The sequence below is a fragment of the Nocardia sp. NPDC052001 genome, from assembly GCF_040680615.1.
GTDB lineage: Bacteria > Actinomycetota > Actinomycetes > Mycobacteriales > Mycobacteriaceae > Nocardia.
The window spans coordinates 592,420-610,606 of sequence record NZ_JBFAXC010000004.1; the positions used below are offsets into that span (position 1 = coordinate 592,420).

Here is an 18,187-nt window from a genome sequence, read left to right on the forward strand (position 1 = left end):
CGACTTCGCCGGCATTTCGCGGCCACTCGTGCAACACCGCGGCCCTGGCCGTTCTTCCCCAGCCTAGGCGGCGTGCGGCGGCGCACTAGTCGCGGGGATACGGCCACGGATTGAAGCGGCACTTCTTACCGTCCATCGGCACCACACCGGTCGGGTCGAGGGTGGCGATGTCGTTATTACGGGTGCCGAAAGTCTGCTGCATCATCACCGGCGCCAGCCCGCCGTCCACATCGCACGGCTGATGCTCGTGATAGCCGATGGCGTGCCCGGTCTCATGGTTGATCTGATACTGCCGGTACGAGCCGATATCGCCCTCGAACGCCGGCGCACCGCGCACCCAGCGCACCTCGGACAGCACCACGCGATCCAAATCCGAGTTGTAGCAGGAGGAGTCGATCGGGATCTCGAAACCGCACGACTTGTGCGTGGTCTCCCGCGAGGTCAGTGAGATCCGGAAATCCGGATTGCCGTTGTCGACGCGCCGGAACGCGAAACGCGAATCATGGGTCCAGCTCTTGGGATTGGCGAGCGTGGCATCCACCATCTGCGCCACCGAGGTGTCCCCGCCGAACCCGGAAGTGTCCACCCCGTCCTCGATTTCGACGGTATAGCTGAACACGTGCTCCGAACCGGTGCCGACCTGTCCGGTCCCGCCTGGCACGATATGCCAAGTGCCCGCACCGATTTCGGTGAACGGCCCACCGCCGGGCACCGCACCCGTCGGCAGGTTGGCGGCGAACTTGCCACTGCCCGGCGGCGGTACACCGATGATCTTGGTGGTCTCGCTGCGATCACTCAATCGCCCGAAACCCGGTACCCCGGCGACACTGTCACCGCCGCCGCGGAACGCGTCCACCGCGACCAGCCCGGTCACCACGAGCAGTACCGGCAGCGCATAGGCACGCCAGCCGTAGGTGGAGACGAAACGCCCCAGCGGACTCTGCTTCTTGGTCTCGCGTTCGGGCCGATCACGCGATCCCTCGGGCGCGGCGGTGGGATCCCAGCTGGCGCGCAGCGGTTCATGCGGGAGCGGGAGCCGTTCCTCGGCGAGCACCGGCAGTCCGGACGGTCCGGGCGAATCCGGTTGTCCGGATTGCTCGGGATGTGCCGGAGGGTTCCCGGTGTACAGCCCGAGCGGATCGTAAATCGGCCCGGTCGGTCGGCCTTTCCGCTTGGAGTTTCTGCCCCCGTCGTCGGTCACCAGAACAGACTCTCACAGTGCGCTCGACCGCACTCACGGGCCGTCACGGGGACAGCGACGGATCTCACAAATCCGGACATGTGCTACACAGTTGTGACCCGCCTCGCATAATCGAAGCGGCAAGCGCGCTCGCCGAATACACGAGCCGCATCCACAAAGCCTTGTGCGGATCGACAAACATCCAGCACATCAATATTCGGAACCTGGATCGGCACCGACCCCTCGAGCGAGTATCGTTCGGGTGATACCCGGTGACATCCTTTCCGCCGGGAATCGACTGGGAGATCGGAAAATGACTGACCTCGTGGACCGGATGAGCGCGCAGCGCACGTCATCCGAGGCCATGGCGCCGACAAAGCGCGGCACCCGCCTGCCCCGCGAGGCCCGACGCGCACAGCTGCTCGCCGCCGCCGGCGAGGTATTCGTACTCCGCGGTTATCACGCGGCCGGCATGGATGAGATCTCGCAGTGTGCGGGCGTCAGCAAACCCGTGCTGTACCAGCACTTCTCGAGCAAGCTCGAGCTGTACCTGGCGGTGCTGCAGAACTATGTCGAAGCCCTCGTGTCGAGTGTGCGCCAGGCGCTGCGCTCCACCACCGACAACAAGCATCGCGTGCGCGCGGCCGTGCAGGCGTACTTCGACTTCGTCGATCACGAAACCCAGGGCTTCCGACTGGTTTTCGAATCCGATCTCACCAATGAGCCGCAGGTGCAACGCCGGGTCGAGCAGGCCACCGAATCCTGTGTGGACGCGGTCTTCGATCTTGTCGCACACGATTCCGGATTGGATCCGTACCGCGCGCGCATCCTCGCCGTCGGCCTCGTCGGCGCCAGCCAGATCAGCGCCCGCTATTGGCTCGAGGCGGATCGCCCGATTCCCAAGGACGAAGCGGTCGATACGACCGTCGCACTCTGCTGGGGCGGCCTGTCACACGTGCCTTTGCATCCGATCGACGACAAATACTGAAGACCAAGCAAAGAATTGCCCCGTTGAATTCTCAACGGGGCAATTGCTTTTGACGCATTCGCGGCTTCAGACCGCGGCGAAACCCACACGACCCGCGGACGGAGCGCCGATCTCCACGTAGGCGACCTTCTTGGCCTGGATCAGGTACTTGCGGCCCTTCTCGTCGGACAGCGTCACCACACCGCTCTCACCCGACAGCGCGCCGGTGACCAGTGCCTCCACCTCGGCGGGAGTCTGCGCGCTGTTGATGATCAGCTCACGCGGGCTATCCGAAATACCGATCTTGACCTCCACGGCCAACCTCCGAACCTAGAGTCCTGTGCTGTCTTCGCCAAGGCTAGTGCAGGACGCCCGGCCACCGGCAGCGACCGCCCTGCGCTGAGAGCGAACGAGGGCTAGCCCAGACCCAGCACGCGCATGCGCTCGGCATGCGAATCCTGCATATGTTCGAACAGCGTCGCGATACCGTTCAGATCGCCGGTGGCGGTGAGCACCAGTTCGGTGAGCTCATCACGCTGCGCCATCACGTACTGCGCCTGCGTGATCGCCTCGCCGAGCAGGCGGCGTCCCCACAGCGTGAGCCGGTCGCGCTCGGAGCGATTCTGCTCGACCGCCCGGCGCACCTCCTCGATCACGAATTCCGAATGCGAGGTCTCGGCGAGCACATCGCGGACCACATCGGCGACCTCGGGAGCCAGGGCGCCGGCGATCTCGGTGTAGAAGTCGGCGGCGATACCGTCACCGACGTAGAACTTGACCATCGACTCCAGCCAGGTGGAGGGGTCGGTGGAGGCGTGATAGGCGTCGAGCGCGCGCACGAACGGGGCCATGGCGTCGAAGACGTCCGCACCGCGGTCCGCGAGCGCCTGCTCGAGCGTTTCGAAATGGCCCATCTCATTGGCGGCCATCTTGGCGACGTGCACCTTGCCGCGCAGTGACGGCGACAATTTGGCCTCTTCGGCCAGCCGATAGAAGGCGGAGATCTCACCGTAGGCGAGGACCGCGAAAAGGTCGGCGACTCCGGGATGTGTGGCGGCGATCCGCGCGTCGGCCGATTCCGACGCGTCGCCCAGCGCGGTAGACGAGTTTGCTCCCATGGACCCCACCCTAGTCCGCGGGTATGAACGCCATTCACCCATCGCTGACACATCATCGGTCGTACCCTCGAATTGCTCGGAAGGTACTGTGCCACAACATTTTTCATGATCAACCGATAGTTCGGGAGAAGTACCGTGCCCACTGCGATTCAGAATCTCGTCGTCCTCGGCGACAGCCTGTCGGATATCGGCATCAAACGGGAGGCGCCCGCCGGCATGTTCGCGCGCGCCGCCGGCATGATGCGCACCAATGAAGTAGGCCGCTACAGCGACGGTAAGAACTGGGCCGACTACCTGATCGAGTGGATCGGCGGGGAACCGCTCATTCGCGGCGATAAGAAGAACACCGAATACGCCACCGCACCGCATCGCACCCTGACCACCGACTCACTGGTGCTGCGCACCAACTTCGGTGATCTCGCCCCGGTCAAATACGCCAACTACGCCGAAGGCGGGGCCATCGCCGCCTCGGACTGGAAGCCCAAGGCCGGTGCGCTGGGCTACCTGAAGGAGCAGGTCTCCAGCTATATCAACGCCCGCCGCAAACTGATCGAGCAGAACCAGTTCACCGGGCACACCCTGCACGTCATCTGGATCGGGCTCAACGATCTCATCACCGCCAAACGGCCGGTTCCCGACAATCCGGGACCGACCGATGCGGCCGGAACCGGCGTCCGGCCGCTGGTGCGCGAGATCAACGATCTGGTCAACGAGATCTGCGATTCGTTCCCGACCAATCCGTCATTCGAGCATTTCGTGCTGATCGACCTGCCCAGCCCGCTGGTCTCGATCCGCTTCCAGGACAAGGCCGCCGACAAGGGCGAGGATTCGGTGGCCAAGGCGGTCGCGAACGTGCAGGCGTTCAACACCGCGCTGCGTCAGCTGGCCACGCACTGGGTGCCGCCCAAGGACGGGCTGGGAGCGTTCGCGCCCAATATCTCGTTCGTGCGCATCGCCGACTGGATGCAGGTGGTGTCGAACAATCCACAGCAGTTCAACCTGACACCGCTGGCCCAGGATCACGGGCCGGTGCTCTACCTGGGCATGCAGGATCCGACGCCGCCCGCGATCCGGCGCGCCCTCACCACCAGCGATCTCGCGCACCCCACCCAGGCGGTGTACGAACTCATCGCCCGGCAGATCGCCGACACGCTGGTGCCCAACTACCGCATCGGCACGCTGACCACTACGTCCTGGCCCGAAAGGCGGCCGTTCCCAACGATTCCCGGGATCTAACGGCCGTCCACTCCCCCGGGCTAGTTCACATCCCGCAGGAACTTGTCCAGGTACATCCACGTGGTGTCGCGGGCGATGAGAATGCCGAGGTGCGAACCGGGTGCGGTCTCGTACCGCACCTCCGGTGAGCCGGTCAGCGTGGTCGTGCCGTGCTCGACGGCGGCCGCCGCGGTGATCGCATCGTTCGGCCCGCCCACCAGCAGCACCGGAACCGTGACATCGGCGACCGCGATTTCGCGCGCACCGAAACGCACCACGCCCTTGCCGATGTCATTGTTCAACATGAACCGGCCCCACAACTGGTTGTAGAAACGGCCCGGATAACCCGGCAGCGAATTCTGGAAACGGTCGATCGTCGCCATCCGCTCCAGCGTCGGCGTATCGGTGATATTGCTGGCAATGAAGAAGGGGCGCTTGAGTTCTCGATCCCACGCGGTCGCGCGGTACGCGATCCGGGTCAGCTGTGCCGACACCCCACCGGTGGCGCGAATCGCGGCCGTCGCGGTGCGGCCGCCGTCCAGACGGGCCAGCGCGCGCAATTCCCGCACGCCCACCATGTGGTTGTAGCTCAGCGGCGCGCCCACCGCCGTGATGGAGCGGATCGGCAGCGTGTCATCGGCGGCAGCGGTCAGCAGCGCCAGCACGCCACCGATGGACCAGCCCACCAGATCCACCGGCTGACCGCCGCGATCGGCGGACACCTGGCGAATCGCCTCCGGCAGGATGTCGTCGATCCAATCCTCGAAGCCCATACGGCGGTCCTCGAAGCTGATATCGCCGTAATCGACCAGGTAGGGCGCACGACCGGATTCCAGCAGGAAGCGCGCCATGCTCTGCTCGGGGCTCAGATCGAAGCAGAACGCGGGGGCGGCCAGCGGCGGCACCAGCAGCACCGCCGGATCGCCGTCCGCCGCGCCGTCATAGCGGCGCAATTCCCGGTGCGGCGCACTGGAAAGCACCGTTGACGGGGTCGGTTCGGGGGCTCCGATGCCGGTGCCGAAGGTCAGGGCCCACGCATTGCGCGCGGCGATGCTCACGGTGTCTGCCAAGCTCACCCGCACAACTTCGCACATGCTGCTACAGCTTGTAACAGCTATGTGAGCAATCCAACTGCCGACCTGGGTGAGTACACGCGGCATCCGGGCCAATTCCACTGCGGCACAATCCTTAACGTGGCTGCGAAGACTCGGGGCGGGCAACCGATATGCCGGGGAATCGCGTCTAGCAGCGCAATATCGAAGGCAATTGCGGTGGCGGGGAAAAGAGCGAAGACCGTATCACGCTACAATCTCCGGGGACAACGGAAACTTTCGCCCGAACGTGTTTCGATCGGGTGGCCGTAGTCACGGAAAATGTGCGCGCACTCCGATCCGCAACATTGTCCGCCGCGCCAGGTCGATGCCCGCAAGAGCATCCCGCAGCGGCGACAGACGAACGGATCAAGTGGCAGCGCGGACCGGCCGGTCCGCCCCACACCTCGTGCGCGCGAGACGCGATAAATCGAGGAAGGCACGTACCCTGAGCAAGATCACCGTAGAGCAGGAACCCGGAGTGGCCGACACGCTGCTGACCGCGGAGCTCGACGAAACCCACACCGCCCCCACCTTCGCCGAACTCGGCGTCAACCCCGAGATCGTGCGCGCCCTCGGCGAAATGGGCATCGAACGCACCTTCGCCATCCAGGAACTCACCCTGCCGCTCGCGCTGGCCGGTGAAGACCTCATCGGGCAGGCCCGCACCGGCATGGGCAAGACCTTCGGCTTCGGTGTGCCGCTGCTGCACCGCATCGCCTCCGGCACCTCGGGCACCATTCCGCTGGACGGCACGCCGCGCGCACTGGTCATCGTGCCGACGCGCGAGCTGTGCATGCAGGTCACCTCCGATCTGGAGAACGCCAGCAAGTACGTCAAAACGCATGAGGGACGCCCGCTTCGGGTCACCTCCATCTACGGCGGACGGCCCTACGACACCCAGATCGCCGCGCTGCGCAATGGCGTCGACGTCGTGGTCGGCACCCCTGGACGACTGCTGGACCTGGCCGAACAGCAGCACCTCATCCTGGGCAAGGTCCAGGTCCTGGTGCTCGACGAAGCCGACGAAATGCTGGACCTGGGCTTCCTGCCCGATATCGAGCGCATTCTGAGCATGGTCCCGGACCAGCGTCAGACCATGCTGTTCTCGGCCACCATGCCGGGTCCGATCATCACCCTGGCGCGCACGTTCCTGAACCGGCCCACGCATATTCGGGCCGAGGAGCCGCACGACTCGACCATCACCGATCGCATCACGCAGTTCGCGTACCGGGCGCACGCACTGGACAAGAGCGAAGTCGTCGCCCGCATTCTGCAGGCCGAAACTCGCGGCGCCACAATGATTTTCGCGCGCACCAAGCGCACCGCGCAGAAGGTCGCCGACGATCTGGCCGAACGCGGCTTCGCGGTCGGCGCGGTACACGGCGACCTCGGGCAGATCGCCCGCGAGAAGGCGCTCAAGAAGTTCCGCGAAGGCAAGATCGACGTGCTCGTCGCCACCGATGTCGCCGCGCGCGGTATCGATATCGACGATGTCACCCACGTCATCAACTACCAGTGCACCGAGGACGAGAAGACCTACGTGCACCGCATCGGCCGCACCGGCCGCGCGGGGCGCACCGGCGTCGCCGTCACGCTCGTCGACTGGGATGAGCTCAAGCGCTGGGCGTCCATCGACCAGGCATTGAAGCTCGGTATGCCCGAACCGGTCGAGACCTATTCGCGGTCCCCGCACCTGTACTCCGATCTGGGCATCCCCCAGAACGTCACCGGCATCGTGCGCACGCGCCCCGTCGTACGCGATGAGGACGCCGTGGTGGTGGAACGCGAACCCCGCGAAGCCCGCTCGCCGCGCAGCCGCAATCGCAAGCGCACCCGTGGCGCGCGCACCGGTGAGGACGTGCGGGTCAACGGGTCGAATGCGACTGGCGCAGAAGCCGATTCGGTCAATGGCAGTTCGGTCGACGGCAACTCCGTGAACGGCAACCCGGTCAACGGCACCGCCGTCAACGGCAATGGCGCGGCCGTGAACGGTCACGCGCTCAACGGTCACGCCGTCAACGGCCATGCGGTCGCGGGCAACGAGGAAGGCTCCGCCGATAAGCCGGGCCGCCGCCGTCGCCGCCGCCGTGGCCGTGGTGGTTCCGACAATGCCACCGCCGCAACGGTTTCCACCACCGCCGAGGATCAGGCCGACACCGAGTCCGCCGCCGAGGCCCCCCGGGCCGACACCGGCGACGCCCCGGTGCGCGAAGGCCGCAGGCGCAACCGCAACCGCCGCAACCGCGGTTCGGACAACAACGGCGTGCGCGGCAACGGTGAGCACACCACCGAGAACGCGGCGGCCGTGAATTCCGTGGCCGAGAACGACGCCACGGCGAACACCGTGACCGAGAACGCGGTCGGCAACGCCGGTGGCGCGGTCACGAACGGCGCGGTCACTCCGCCCGTCACCACGGTCACCTTCAGCCATGCCGACGAAACCGGCACCGCGGCAACCACTTCCGCGGTGGCCGCAGGTTCGCCTGCGACCGTGGATTCGACTGCGACCGCATCCGCTCCGTCCGACTCGGTGGCATCCGACTCTGTGGCGACCGCATCGGCTCCAGTCGACTCGGTGGCGTCCACGTCGGCTCCGGCCGATTCGGCCGCGGTGGCCGAGGCCGCCGCACCAGCGAAGCGCACCCGCACCCGTCGTGCGCGGGGAACCGGCGAGAACGGTTCGGCCCCGGCCGAAGCCGCCGCCCAGGTCGGTGTCACGGACTCGGCCCAGGTCACCGCGCCCGCCGTGGTTGCCACCGAATCGGTTGCCGCCGAGGTGAATTCAGCCGAGGTCGCATCCGGCACGGCGGCTGCCGCTCCGGCGAAGCGCACCCGCGCCCGCCGCGCGGACAAGCCCGCGGCCGATGCGGTCACCGGCAACCCCGCCACGGCTGATCAAGCGGTGGACGGTGCTGCCACCGCGCCCGCCGCGACGGTCACCGCCGAAGCCGAAGCGCCAGCCGCTCCGGCAACGGTGCCAGGTCAGCGCCCTGCCCGCCGCCGCGCCAGTCGCCCGGCCCTGGCTCCGGGCGATGCGGCTGCCGAAACCACCGGTGCCGCAGTCGCTTCCGGCGATCCGGTCACCGCGTCGGTGGCTCCGGCCGAACCGGTCAAGAGCACCGGCCGCCGCCGGGCCAGCCGCCCCACGGCGAGCCCGGCCCCGGCCGTGAACGGTTCCGCCCCCGCCGCAACGGTTTCCGGCGATCCGGTCACCGCCACGGCTCAGGTCTCGGAGGACGCCGCCCCCAAGCGCGCCCGCCGCAGCACCAAGGCCGCCGCCGAAACCGCCACGGCCCCCGCCGAAGTCGCAGTCGCGACCGAAGCAGCCGCACCGGCGAAGAGCACCCGCAAGCGCACCGCGGCCGAGACCCCGGTCACCGAGACCGAGACCCCGGCACGCAAGCGCACCGCCAAGGCGGCGACCACCGACACGGTCGCCGAAGTCGCGGCCGCACCTGCGAAGGCCGCTCGCAAGAGCACCAAGGCAGCGGCCAAGACCGCCGAGGTCGCGGAAGTGGTCGCCGAGCCCGTAAAGGCCCCGGCACGCAAGAAGGCCGCCGCGTCCGCCAAGGCTCCGGCAGCGGTCGAAACCACGCCCGCCAAGACGGCTCGTAAGAGTGCGGCCAAGGCAGCGGTCGACGTCGTCGCAGAGCCCGCGAAGGCGACCGGCAAGCGCGTCGCCAAGACTGCTGCCGCAGTGGAGGTTCCGGCCGAACCGGTCAAGGCGGCTCGCAAGAGCACCAAGACCGCAGCGGCGAAGAAGACGGTCGCACCGGCCAAAACCGCACGCAAGACCGCGGCCAAGGCAGTTGCGGCAGCCGAGGTTCCGGCCGAACCGGCTAAGGCCGCTCGCAAGAGCACCAAGACCGCAGCGGCGGAGCCCGCCAAGGCCCCGGCCCGCAAGGTAGCCACCAAGGCCGCAGCAGCGGAGAAGACGGTCGCGCCCGCCAAAACCGCACGCAAGACCGCCACCAAGGCGGTTGCGGTAGCCGAGGTTCCGGCCGCACCGGCCAAGGCAGCTCGCAAGAGCACCAAGGCCGCAGCCGAGACCGCGGTGGCAGAGCCTGCCAAGGCCCCGGCCCGCAAGGCAGCCACCAAGGCCGCGACAACGACCGCCGCCGCGTCGAAGAAGGCCGCCCCGGCTGCCAAGACCTCGAGCAAGACCATTGCGGCAGTCGAGGTTCCGGCCAAGGCAGCTCGCAAGAGCACCAAGGCCGCTGTCGCGGAGCCCGTCAAGGCACCGGCCCGCAAGAAGGCCGCCGAGGCAGCGAAGCCCGCCTCCAACGGGGCGAAGGCCGCCCCCGCGAAGAAGGGCAAGGCCAAGGCGGTCGAGGCCGCACCGGCCAAGAAGACCCGCGCCAAGGCCGAACCCGAAGCACCGAAGTCCGCCGCCAAGAAGCGGACCAAGGCCACCGCTTCCAAATAACCGAAGCAGACCAGCCGGGACCGCCGCTCACCCCTGAGCCGCGATCACCCGCTGGCACGTCATCGCCGCCGCGATCGTCGATCCCGATGATCGCGGCGGCGCTGGTTTATGGCCCGGGGGCGGGTTGCCGCCTCGGCGTAGTGGAGGGGATCGGATAGTCTCGCTGTCGTGCTCGCACCCGAGCGGCGAACGCGCGCCGATATTCTCACCGCTGCCGCGATCGTCGCTCTGCTGGCGATCGCGGCAGGCGTGGTGTGGTGGACCAGTGATGCCCGTGGCACCGAATCGGTGACCGCGGATAAGACGCTTTCCGCGCCACCCACTCCCGAGCAGTTGCCCGCGAGCATGCGGGAGCTGTGGAACTCGCCGAATCCGGCGAGTGCGCGGGCCATTACGGTCGGCGGGGTCGCGGTCACCGGGGACGGGGGCACCGTCACCGGGCGGGATCCGGTCACGGGTGAGCAGGTGTGGAAGTACCAGCGGGATATGCCGTTGTGCGGGATCGAATCCCAGTTCGGGACGGTGATCGCCACCTATCGGGATCAGCGCGGATGCAGTCAGACCACGCTGCTCAATGCCGAGACCGGCGGGCGGATCACCTCGCGGTCCAGCTATATGGACGATTCCATCAAGATGTCGGTGGACGGGACGTACACGCTCGCGCAGGGACCGGACCGGCTCGAGGTGTGGCGGTCGGATCTGGTGCGGACCCTGGAATTCGGCAAGGTCGACGCCCCGGTGAACTCGAAGACCCAGCCGCGCACCGGATGCGCGCTGCTGTCGGCGGCGTCCTCGCCCAGCCGGGTCGCGGTGCTGGAGCGCTGCCCCAAGGACACCGCCGTCCGGCTCACCGTATTGAATCCGGCTCCCAAGGACGGCACCACGCCCGAGGAGTACAGCACGCATGTGCTGAACGAACCGGGCGGCGCGTCCGAGAGCGCGCGGGTGATCGCGGTGTCGGACAGTCGAATCGCGCTCTACCTGCCCGGAATCGGCGGCACCGCACCGCAATTCGTGGTCTACGATATTTCCGGCAATGTCATTGCCACACACCAGCTTCCGGCACCGCTGCCGGACAACGCACTGGTGAGCCATGTGAGCTCGGCCTGGTTCGTCTTCACCGGGCAGTCCCTGCTGGCGCTGAACGCGAGCACCTTCGACGTCACCTGGACGATCCAGAACGTGCTCGGCACCCCCACCCTGATGTCCGGTCAGCTACTGGTCCCCGCACCGGAGGGACTGCGCGCGGTCGATCCCGCCACCGGCGCGGCCGCCGGGCGGATCGCGGTGCAGCGCACCGACTATCACAATGAGCCCATCTCGCTGGCGGCCATCGGCGGCACGGTGCTGGAACAGCGCGGCACCCGGCTGTACGCCCTCGGCGCGGCATAGTCCGGCGATACCGCCGCTATTTCCGTGCGCCGCCGCCCGGGACGGGCGGTTTGTCGGGCATGATCGAGGGCGTGTCCGAACATGATTATCGGCTGATATTGCTACGACACGGTGAGACGGAGTGGTCGGCCGCACGCCGCCATACCGGGCGCACCGATATTCCGCTGACGCCCGCCGGGGAGGAACAGGCCCTGGCCGCCGGGAAATTGCTGGCCGGTCTCGGGCTGCACGATCCGCTGGTATTCAGCAGTCCCCGGCAACGCGCATTGCGCACCGCCGAATTGGCCGGATTGACCGATGTGCACGTCGACGATGATCTCGTCGAATGGGATTACGGCGAATACGAAGGTCTCACCACGCTCGAGATCCAGCGCATGTCACCCGGCTGGACCATCTGGACCGGCGTCACCCCCGAAGGCGAAACCGCCGATCAGGTCCGCAAGCGCGCCGACCACGTGCTGGCCACCGTCATCCCCGAACTCGCCAACCGCGATGTGGTGCTGGTCGGGCACGGGCACTTCTCCCGGGTCATGATCGCGCGCTGGGCCGAATTCGAGGTGGTGGAGGGGCGGCGATTCTTCCTGTCCACCGCCGCCGTTACCGTGCTCGGGTACGACTACCAGGCGCGAACCCTGCTCGCGCACAACCTGGTTCCGCAGTTGGAAGGGAACTGATCGCATGATCCGCCGCGCCACACCCGCCGATATCCCGGCTCTGGTGGGACTCGTCTACGACCTCGCCGAATACGAAAAGCTGCGCGACGAGTGCACGCTCACCGAGGACCAGCTGCGGACCGCGCTGTTCGGCCCGAACCCGGCGGTCTTCGCGCATGTGGCCGAGGGTCCGGGCGATATGGGTGTGGCGGGCTGCGCGATCTGGTTCCTGAACTACAGCACCTGGACCGGCGTGCACGGGATCTACCTGGAGGATCTGTACGTCAAGCCGGAGACGCGCGGGCTCGGCCTGGGCCGTGATCTGCTGGCGGCGCTGGCCCGCGAGGCCGTCGAACAGGGGTACTCCCGGGTCGACTGGGCGGTGCTGGACTGGAATGAGCCGTCGATCAATTTCTACAAATCGATCGGCGCGGTCGCGCAGGACGAGTGGACCGGTTACCGGCTCACCGGTGGCGCGCTGGCCCGGCTGGCTTCGCACGCCGACGACTGAGCCGATCGGGCACATCGGGTAGGTCGGGCGTCCAAAACCCCGCTGTGGCGTGATCAGCGGGGTGTATGCGGCACTCCTGGACGGTTGACCTACTCGTCGTCCGGGGTGACGTAGCCGGCCGCCATCCACCGGCTCGACGCGGGCGCGAACAGCGCACCGAGCGCGCCCAGCGCGATGACGCCGAACAGAATGCCGAGCGGCACCTGATGCGAGGTGATCATGTACCAGGCCGGCGGCAGCAGCAGCAGATTCGCGATCACCGCGATGGCCCGCCCCCACCGCTTACCGCGGAACAGCCCGATCCCGGCCGCGAGCACCGCGCCCGCGAGAATCACCAGCCAGGCCGCAGTTCCGTACCCGTTCACCACATGCTGATCACTCCCGGTGGCCGCGCGCAGAATCAGCACGATCGCCACGATCACCCCGGCCGCGCCCTCCAGCGCCACCAGCGCACCGGCCACCCGCACGGTGCCGGGCACCATCGTCGACGCGCCCGCACCTGTCTCGTTCCGCTCAGCCACCCGCCCAGCCTACGACCGTCCGTAGTTCACGCAATCATCGGATGAGGCTCCGGCACACACCAGTTCGTTCGGGCCTTCGGGGGGGCCGCGAACCCGCACCGCGACGAAGGAGCGGTGCAATTGAACACAGTAGGCTGCTTGGGTGCGGACGCTGCTGATCGTGAATCCCAATGCCACCTCCACCACCCCGGCTACTCGCGATCTGCTCGCCCACGCACTCGAAAGCCGCACCCAGCTGACCGTCGTGCACACCGAACGGCGCGGGCACGCGGCCGAACTCGCGCGCTGGGCCGCGGACACCCGGATGGATCTGATCGTGGTGCACGGCGGCGACGGCACCGTGAACGAGACCGTGAACGGTTTCCTGCCGCTGCCGCATGAGCCGCAGCGCGACTGGCTGCCGCGACTGGGCGTGATCCCGGGCGGGTCGGCGAATGTGTTCGCGCGCTCGCTCGGCATCGAACAGGATCCGGTGTTCGCGGCGAACCAGTTGATCGATCTGCTGGCGGCGGACGCGGATCGGCGCATCGGACTCGGACTGGCCGACGATCGCTGGTTCCTGTTCAGCGCGGGCGTGGGCCTGGACGCCGATGTGTGCGAGGCCATCGACGCCAAGCGCGCCAACGGCAAAGCCGCTACTCCCGCACGCTACCTGCGCACCACGGTGCGTGAGTTCTTCAAGGCCGCGCGCAGTCTTCCCCAGGTGCGCTTGGAGATTCCGGGTCACGAACCGGTCACGGAAGTGCATTACGCATTCGTGACCAACACCAGCCCATGGACTTTCCTCGACAACACGCCCGTGCGGACCAACCCCGGCACCACCTTCGAATCCGGTCTCGGGGTGTTTGCCATGCGGACCATGGGGATCGTGCCCACCCTGATGATTGCCCGCCAGTTGCTGGCAAGCGATGGAAATCCCAAGGGACACAAATTGTTTCGCGAGGACGATGTCCCGTCCGTCCGCATCGAAGCCACCGAGCCGATCGGACTGCAAATCGATGGTGACTTCATTGGTCGGCGCAACATGGTGAATTTCACAGCCGCACCGGATATCCTCGATGTGGTCGCGCCGAAGCCCTAACCGGTAAGACACACCTGAGAAACCTTGCGGTTGCGCTGCGAAAACCCGCTCGACCGAGTAGAAATGGTTCGGCAGGCCCGCCTTGTAGGGGTCTTACAGCGTGAGCTTCCCCACGGTGCACCAGGTATCTATTGACATCTACGGTGTTCGTGAAAGCATTCACAAGCAACCGTGCGGAAACATTCGAGTCGCACAAGTGAACGGACCACAAACCACAGGGGCAGCGCCATGCGCATGCCCAAGCAAAGGAGCAGAGGAATGGACTGGCGCCACAAGGCCATCTGTCGCGACGAGGACCCCGAGCTGTTCTTCCCGGTGGGTAACAGTGGTCCTGCGCTCGCGCAGATTGCCGATGCCAAGCTGGTCTGCGCTCGCTGCCCCGTCACCGCCGATTGCCTTTCCTGGGCCCTGAAGTCCGGTCAGGATGCAGGCGTGTGGGGTGGAATGAGCGAAGACGAACGTCGTGCGCTGAAGCGTCGCAACGCTCGCACGCGTACCCGCACCGTCGTCTAACAGCAGCTAGACGACTCGGCGCTAGGCCGCACAGCTCGCGGCCCAGCGCAATTCAGCCCGGCACCACACGGTGCCGGGCTTCAGTGTCTAACAGGGGTAAACGAACCCCAGGACATCTTCCGAGGGCTTTGCACGAACCCGGAAAACGCTTTGGGCTGCGACTAAACCTCTGATGCTCCGACTCGCCGAAGAACAATTCCGTTGAGTGGGATTCAGCTATTCATGAATGACATGAGCGCTTCGCCACTAATGGCGAAGCGCTCATTTAATGGCGCGGGTGTGCCGGTTTCTAGCGGGCTGAACGGCGACCCAGGGGGACGCGGAGAACGGCGTCGGTGCCAATGTCCGCACCCGGGTGCAGGCCGATGGAACCACCCAATTCGGCGGTAACCAGGGTCCGGACGATTTGCAGGCCGAGGCGGTCGGAGGCCTCCAGGCTGAAGCCGTCGGGCAGGCCGCGGCCGTCATCGCTGATGATCACGTCCAGCCAGCGGGCCGAGCGCTCGGAGCGGATGGTGACGGTGCCGTTCTCACCCGCGTCGAAGGCGTGTTCGATTGCGTTCTGGACCAATTCGGTGAGCACCATGACAAGCGGGGTTGCGCGCTCGGCCGAGAAGACGCCCAAAGAGCCTGCGCGCCGGACCTTTATGCGAGCGGTGTGCACCGTAGCGACATCGGCCATTATCGGCAAGAGGCGATCCACAACTTCGTCGAGATCGACCTCCTCGTCCACCGACATCGAAAGCATCTCGTGCACAGAGGCAATCGAGGTGACGCGGCGAACCGATTCGGTCAGCGCCAGCCGCGCCTCCTCGTTCTCGGTGCGGCGAGCCTGCAACCGCAACAATGCGGCAACCGTTTGTAGATTGTTCTTGACACGATGGTGGATCTCGCGAATGGTCGCGTCCTTGGACAGCAGCGCGCGATCGCGGCGCTTCACCTCGGTCACATCGCGCACCAGTACGGCCGCGCCGGCGAGCTCCCCATTGGGACGCAGCACAAGCGTGCGCAGCAGTACGGTCGCACCGCGCGCCTCGACTTCCATTCTGCGCCCGGCCTTTCCGGCCAGCGCGGCTTGGATATCGCCGACGACTTCCTGCGCGTCGAACGGATCGGTGATGAGCGAGCGCGTGGTCAGCGCCAGATCCTGGCCGACCAGATCATTCTGCAGACCCATGCGGTGATAGGCCGAGAGCGCGTTCGGGCTGGCGTAGACCACGATGCCGTCGGTATCGAGGCGAATGAAACCGTCACCGGCGCGCGGGCTGGAATGCGCTCCGGTGCGATCCTCCAGCGCGGGGAAGGTGCCGTCCGCGACCATCTGGCACAGATCATCCGCGCACGCCATGTACGCGATCTCCAAGCTGGAGCGCATCTTTCGGCGCTGCACATCGGTATCGCGGCCGAGAATGGCGATCACATCGTCGCCGACGCGGACCGGAATGGCCTCGCGGATCGCGTGCACCGGATGCGGGTGATAGACGCCGGACACCTCGGCATCGGAATCCACGCGATTGATATCGCTGGTGAGCAGCGCTTCGAAGATCTGCGGGAACGCGTCCTTATTGGCCAGCGAACCGACCAGATCCTCCGGATGCACCGTCGGCGCGGTGGTGGGGCGGCACTGCGCGACGCACACCACATCCGCGCCATCGGTGATGGGCCCGGTGCCCACCCACAGATGCAGATCCGCGAACGACAGGTCGGCCAGTAACTGCCAGTCCCCCACCACCCGCTGCAGATGATCGACCGCCGCACCCGGTAGATCGGTGTGCTCAGCCAGTAGATCGCTCAGTGTCGACATTCACCCACGCTCCTCAGATCCCAACCTCGGTGTATGTTCCCACGCCGAACTAAGGATTCGCGCTTTCGCCAGGAACGCGCGGGTACCGCAGGTGTTGCCGGGGGTACTAGCTGATGACCGCGATCAGGTCATCCTTCTGAATCACATCGCCGGGCTTGACGTTGATGGATGCCACGGTGCCGTCGGCCTCGGCCACGACCGGGATCTCCATCTTCATCGACTCGAGGATCACCAGGGTGTCGCCCTCCTTCACCTGATCGCCCACGTTCGCGACGATCTGGAAGACGGTGGACACCATCTCCGCGAGTACTTCCTCAGCCATGTTGCCCCTCGGTGTTCGTTGACCTGATCCGATGAAGGTACAGCCAATCACACATGAAAGAATGGTCTTCAATCAGAAGGGAGACTACCTATGGGTAAGCGTGGACGTAAGAAGCGTGGCCGCAAGAAGAACGCAGCCAACCACGGCAAGCGGCCGAACGCCTGAGCTGGCTACATAGCTCGAAATGCACTGAGCGGCATCACTTCTCATCGAAGTGTGCCGCTCATGCTTTTTTCGGGGGTCCTACTCGACCGGTCCGATCCTGGTCTCCACCTGGGTGAAGGTCGTGCGGATCTCCATGGTCAGGCGGGCGCGCAGCGAGTCGGGGGCGCGCTCGCCGCCGCACTTGCGGTTCAGCAGCGACTTGAGCTTCTCCTCCAGGCCGTACGCCTCGATGCAGGGGGAACACCGGTTGATGTGCTCCTGCAGGCGAGCCTTGATCGACTCATCGCATTCGTTGTCCAGGAGCAGCCAGACGTCGGCGAGTACCGCCGTGCAGTCCATATCCATCTCGTCGCTCACTGGGTGACCTCCTGACGCGCGTCATTGCCCGACCGGTTGAATCCGCGTTCCCGCGCCACATCCGCGAGCAGACCCTTGAGCTGCTTACGGCCGCGGTGCAGGCGGGACATGACGGTGCCGATGGGGGTACCCATGATCTCGGCGATTTCCTTGTAGGGGAAGCCCTCCACGTCGGCGTAGTACACCGCCATGCGGAATTCCTCGGGAAGTTCCTGTAGAGCGCGCTTGATCTCATCGTCCGGCAGCGCCTCGAGGGCCTCCATCTCGGCCGAGCGCAGACCCTGCGAGGTGTGCTCCGCCGTGGCGGCGAGCTGCCAATCGGTGATCTCGTCGGTCGGATACTGCGCGGGCTGGCGCTGCTTCTTCCGATACGAGTTGATGTAGGTGTTGGTGAGAATGCGGTACAGCCACGCGCGCAGGTTGGTGCCCTCGCGGAACGAGCGGAACCCCTGGTACGCCTTGGCGAACGTCTCCTGGACCAGATCCTCGGCATCGGCCGGATTGCGGGTCATGCGCAGTGCGGCGCCGTACAGCTGATCCAGCAGCGGCAGCGCGTCACGCTCGAATCGGCGGCCGAGCTCCTCGGTGGTCTCCGTGCTGCGCACACGGTTCTCGTCATCTGTGCCGGAATCGCCGCCGTCGATGGCCTCGTCAGTTTCCGAGTCGTCATCGGGCAGGCGATCGACCTTGTCGTCGTCGCTCGTCACGCTGTTCCCTTCGATCGCCGTAGCAATTGAATCTACCGCGAGCGGGGTGAGCGCCGGGAAACCGGCAGGGCGGGCGATGTCTGCTGGGATGTTGATCAGCATCCGCACCGGGCGTTCTTCGACCAGAACGGTCACCGACTCCTCCTTCGTGATGAATAACG

General features: G+C 66.3%; 16 protein-coding genes and 1 pseudogene. 8 read left to right on the top strand and 9 right to left on the bottom strand.

The features are described from left to right. Positions 1–85: 85 nt before the first annotated feature. Entirely contained in the window at positions 86–1,060 is a 975-nt protein-coding gene (locus AB0L82_RS22820; protein WP_364640453.1) for a DUF3152 domain-containing protein, read from the bottom strand. 433 nt (positions 1,061–1,493) lie between these two features. Between AB0L82_RS22820 and AB0L82_RS22825 the strand changes: the two genes are divergently transcribed. Beyond that, positions 1,494–2,168, top strand: coding sequence for a TetR/AcrR family transcriptional regulator (locus AB0L82_RS22825; protein ID WP_364639513.1), 675 nt, complete (start codon positions 1,494–1,496; stop codon positions 2,166–2,168). A 66-nt stretch (positions 2,169–2,234) separates the two neighbouring features. Here the strand turns inward: AB0L82_RS22825 and AB0L82_RS22830 are convergent, their stop codons facing one another. Both AB0L82_RS22830 and AB0L82_RS22835 read right to left on the bottom strand, forming a co-directional pair. Then, complete coding sequence (locus AB0L82_RS22830) at positions 2,235–2,462, bottom strand: DUF3107 domain-containing protein (RefSeq protein ID WP_364639516.1); 228 nt, start codon at positions 2,460–2,462, stop codon at positions 2,235–2,237. A 101-nt stretch (positions 2,463–2,563) separates the two neighbouring features. Further along, entirely contained in the window at positions 2,564–3,265 is a 702-nt protein-coding gene (locus AB0L82_RS22835; RefSeq protein WP_364639518.1) for a ferritin-like fold-containing protein, read from the bottom strand. A 135-nt stretch (positions 3,266–3,400) separates the two neighbouring features. Here AB0L82_RS22835 and AB0L82_RS22840 point away from each other — a divergent pair, with 135 nt between their 5' ends. Beyond that, positions 3,401–4,501, top strand: coding sequence for an SGNH/GDSL hydrolase family protein (locus tag AB0L82_RS22840; RefSeq protein WP_364639521.1), 1,101 nt, complete (start codon positions 3,401–3,403; stop codon positions 4,499–4,501). 20 nt (positions 4,502–4,521) lie between these two features. Here AB0L82_RS22840 and AB0L82_RS22845 read toward each other — a convergent pair whose 3' ends face one another. After that, positions 4,522–5,556 carry an alpha/beta fold hydrolase gene (locus AB0L82_RS22845; protein ID WP_364639524.1) on the bottom strand — a complete coding sequence of 345 codons (1,035 nt, stop codon included), beginning with the start codon at positions 5,554–5,556 and terminating at the stop codon, positions 4,522–4,524. Positions 5,557–6,052: 496 nt separating this feature from the next. On the opposite strand from AB0L82_RS22845, the pseudogene AB0L82_RS22850 reads away from it, so the two are divergent. From AB0L82_RS22850 to AB0L82_RS22865, 4 genes and pseudogenes are all read left to right on the top strand, one after another. Then, a pseudogene (locus AB0L82_RS22850) lies at positions 6,053–7,330 on the top strand (DEAD/DEAH box helicase); the annotation flags it as partial. A 2,838-nt stretch (positions 7,331–10,168) separates the two neighbouring features. Then, positions 10,169–11,392 (top strand): hypothetical protein, encoded by a 1,224-nt coding sequence (locus AB0L82_RS22855; protein WP_364639527.1) that lies wholly within the window; start codon positions 10,169–10,171, stop codon positions 11,390–11,392. 59 nt (positions 11,393–11,451) lie between these two features. Next, a complete protein-coding gene (locus tag AB0L82_RS22860) occupies positions 11,452–12,066 on the top strand; it encodes an acid phosphatase (RefSeq protein ID WP_364639530.1) in 615 nt (204 codons plus the stop codon). Positions 12,067–12,070: 4 nt separating this feature from the next. After that, positions 12,071–12,556, top strand: a complete 486-nt coding sequence (locus AB0L82_RS22865; RefSeq protein WP_364639532.1) for a GNAT family N-acetyltransferase — start codon at positions 12,071–12,073, stop codon at positions 12,554–12,556. 89 nt (positions 12,557–12,645) lie between these two features. Here AB0L82_RS22865 and AB0L82_RS22870 read toward each other — a convergent pair whose 3' ends face one another. Beyond that, positions 12,646–13,038, bottom strand: coding sequence for a hypothetical protein (locus AB0L82_RS22870; RefSeq protein WP_364640456.1), 393 nt, complete (start codon positions 13,036–13,038; stop codon positions 12,646–12,648). Positions 13,039–13,219: 181 nt separating this feature from the next. Here AB0L82_RS22870 and AB0L82_RS22875 point away from each other — a divergent pair, with 181 nt between their 5' ends. Beyond that, positions 13,220–14,158, top strand: coding sequence for a diacylglycerol kinase family protein (locus tag AB0L82_RS22875; RefSeq protein ID WP_364639535.1), 939 nt, complete (start codon positions 13,220–13,222; stop codon positions 14,156–14,158). Between the two features lie 258 nt (positions 14,159–14,416). Then, a complete protein-coding gene (locus tag AB0L82_RS22880; protein WP_011211115.1) occupies positions 14,417–14,671 on the top strand; it encodes a WhiB family transcriptional regulator in 255 nt (84 codons plus the stop codon). A gap of 289 nt (positions 14,672–14,960) precedes the next feature. Here the strand turns inward: AB0L82_RS22880 and AB0L82_RS22885 are convergent, their stop codons facing one another. The 4 genes from AB0L82_RS22885 to AB0L82_RS22900 form a co-directional block, all read right to left on the bottom strand. Then, positions 14,961–16,475 carry a histidine kinase N-terminal domain-containing protein gene (locus AB0L82_RS22885; protein WP_364639537.1) on the bottom strand — a complete coding sequence of 505 codons (1,515 nt, stop codon included), beginning with the start codon at positions 16,473–16,475 and terminating at the stop codon, positions 14,961–14,963. Between the two features lie 106 nt (positions 16,476–16,581). Continuing rightward, on the bottom strand, positions 16,582–16,797 hold the full coding sequence (locus tag AB0L82_RS22890; RefSeq protein WP_364639540.1) for a biotin/lipoyl-binding carrier protein: 216 nt from the start codon (positions 16,795–16,797) through the stop codon (positions 16,582–16,584). A gap of 243 nt (positions 16,798–17,040) precedes the next feature. Beyond that, positions 17,041–17,307 (bottom strand): mycothiol system anti-sigma-R factor, encoded by a 267-nt coding sequence (gene rsrA / locus AB0L82_RS22895; protein ID WP_364640459.1) that lies wholly within the window; start codon positions 17,305–17,307, stop codon positions 17,041–17,043. Positions 17,308–17,315: 8 nt separating this feature from the next. Next, positions 17,316–18,128, bottom strand: a complete 813-nt coding sequence (locus AB0L82_RS22900) for a sigma-70 family RNA polymerase sigma factor (RefSeq protein ID WP_364640462.1) — start codon at positions 18,126–18,128, stop codon at positions 17,316–17,318. Between the last annotated feature and the right edge of the window lie 59 nt (positions 18,129–18,187).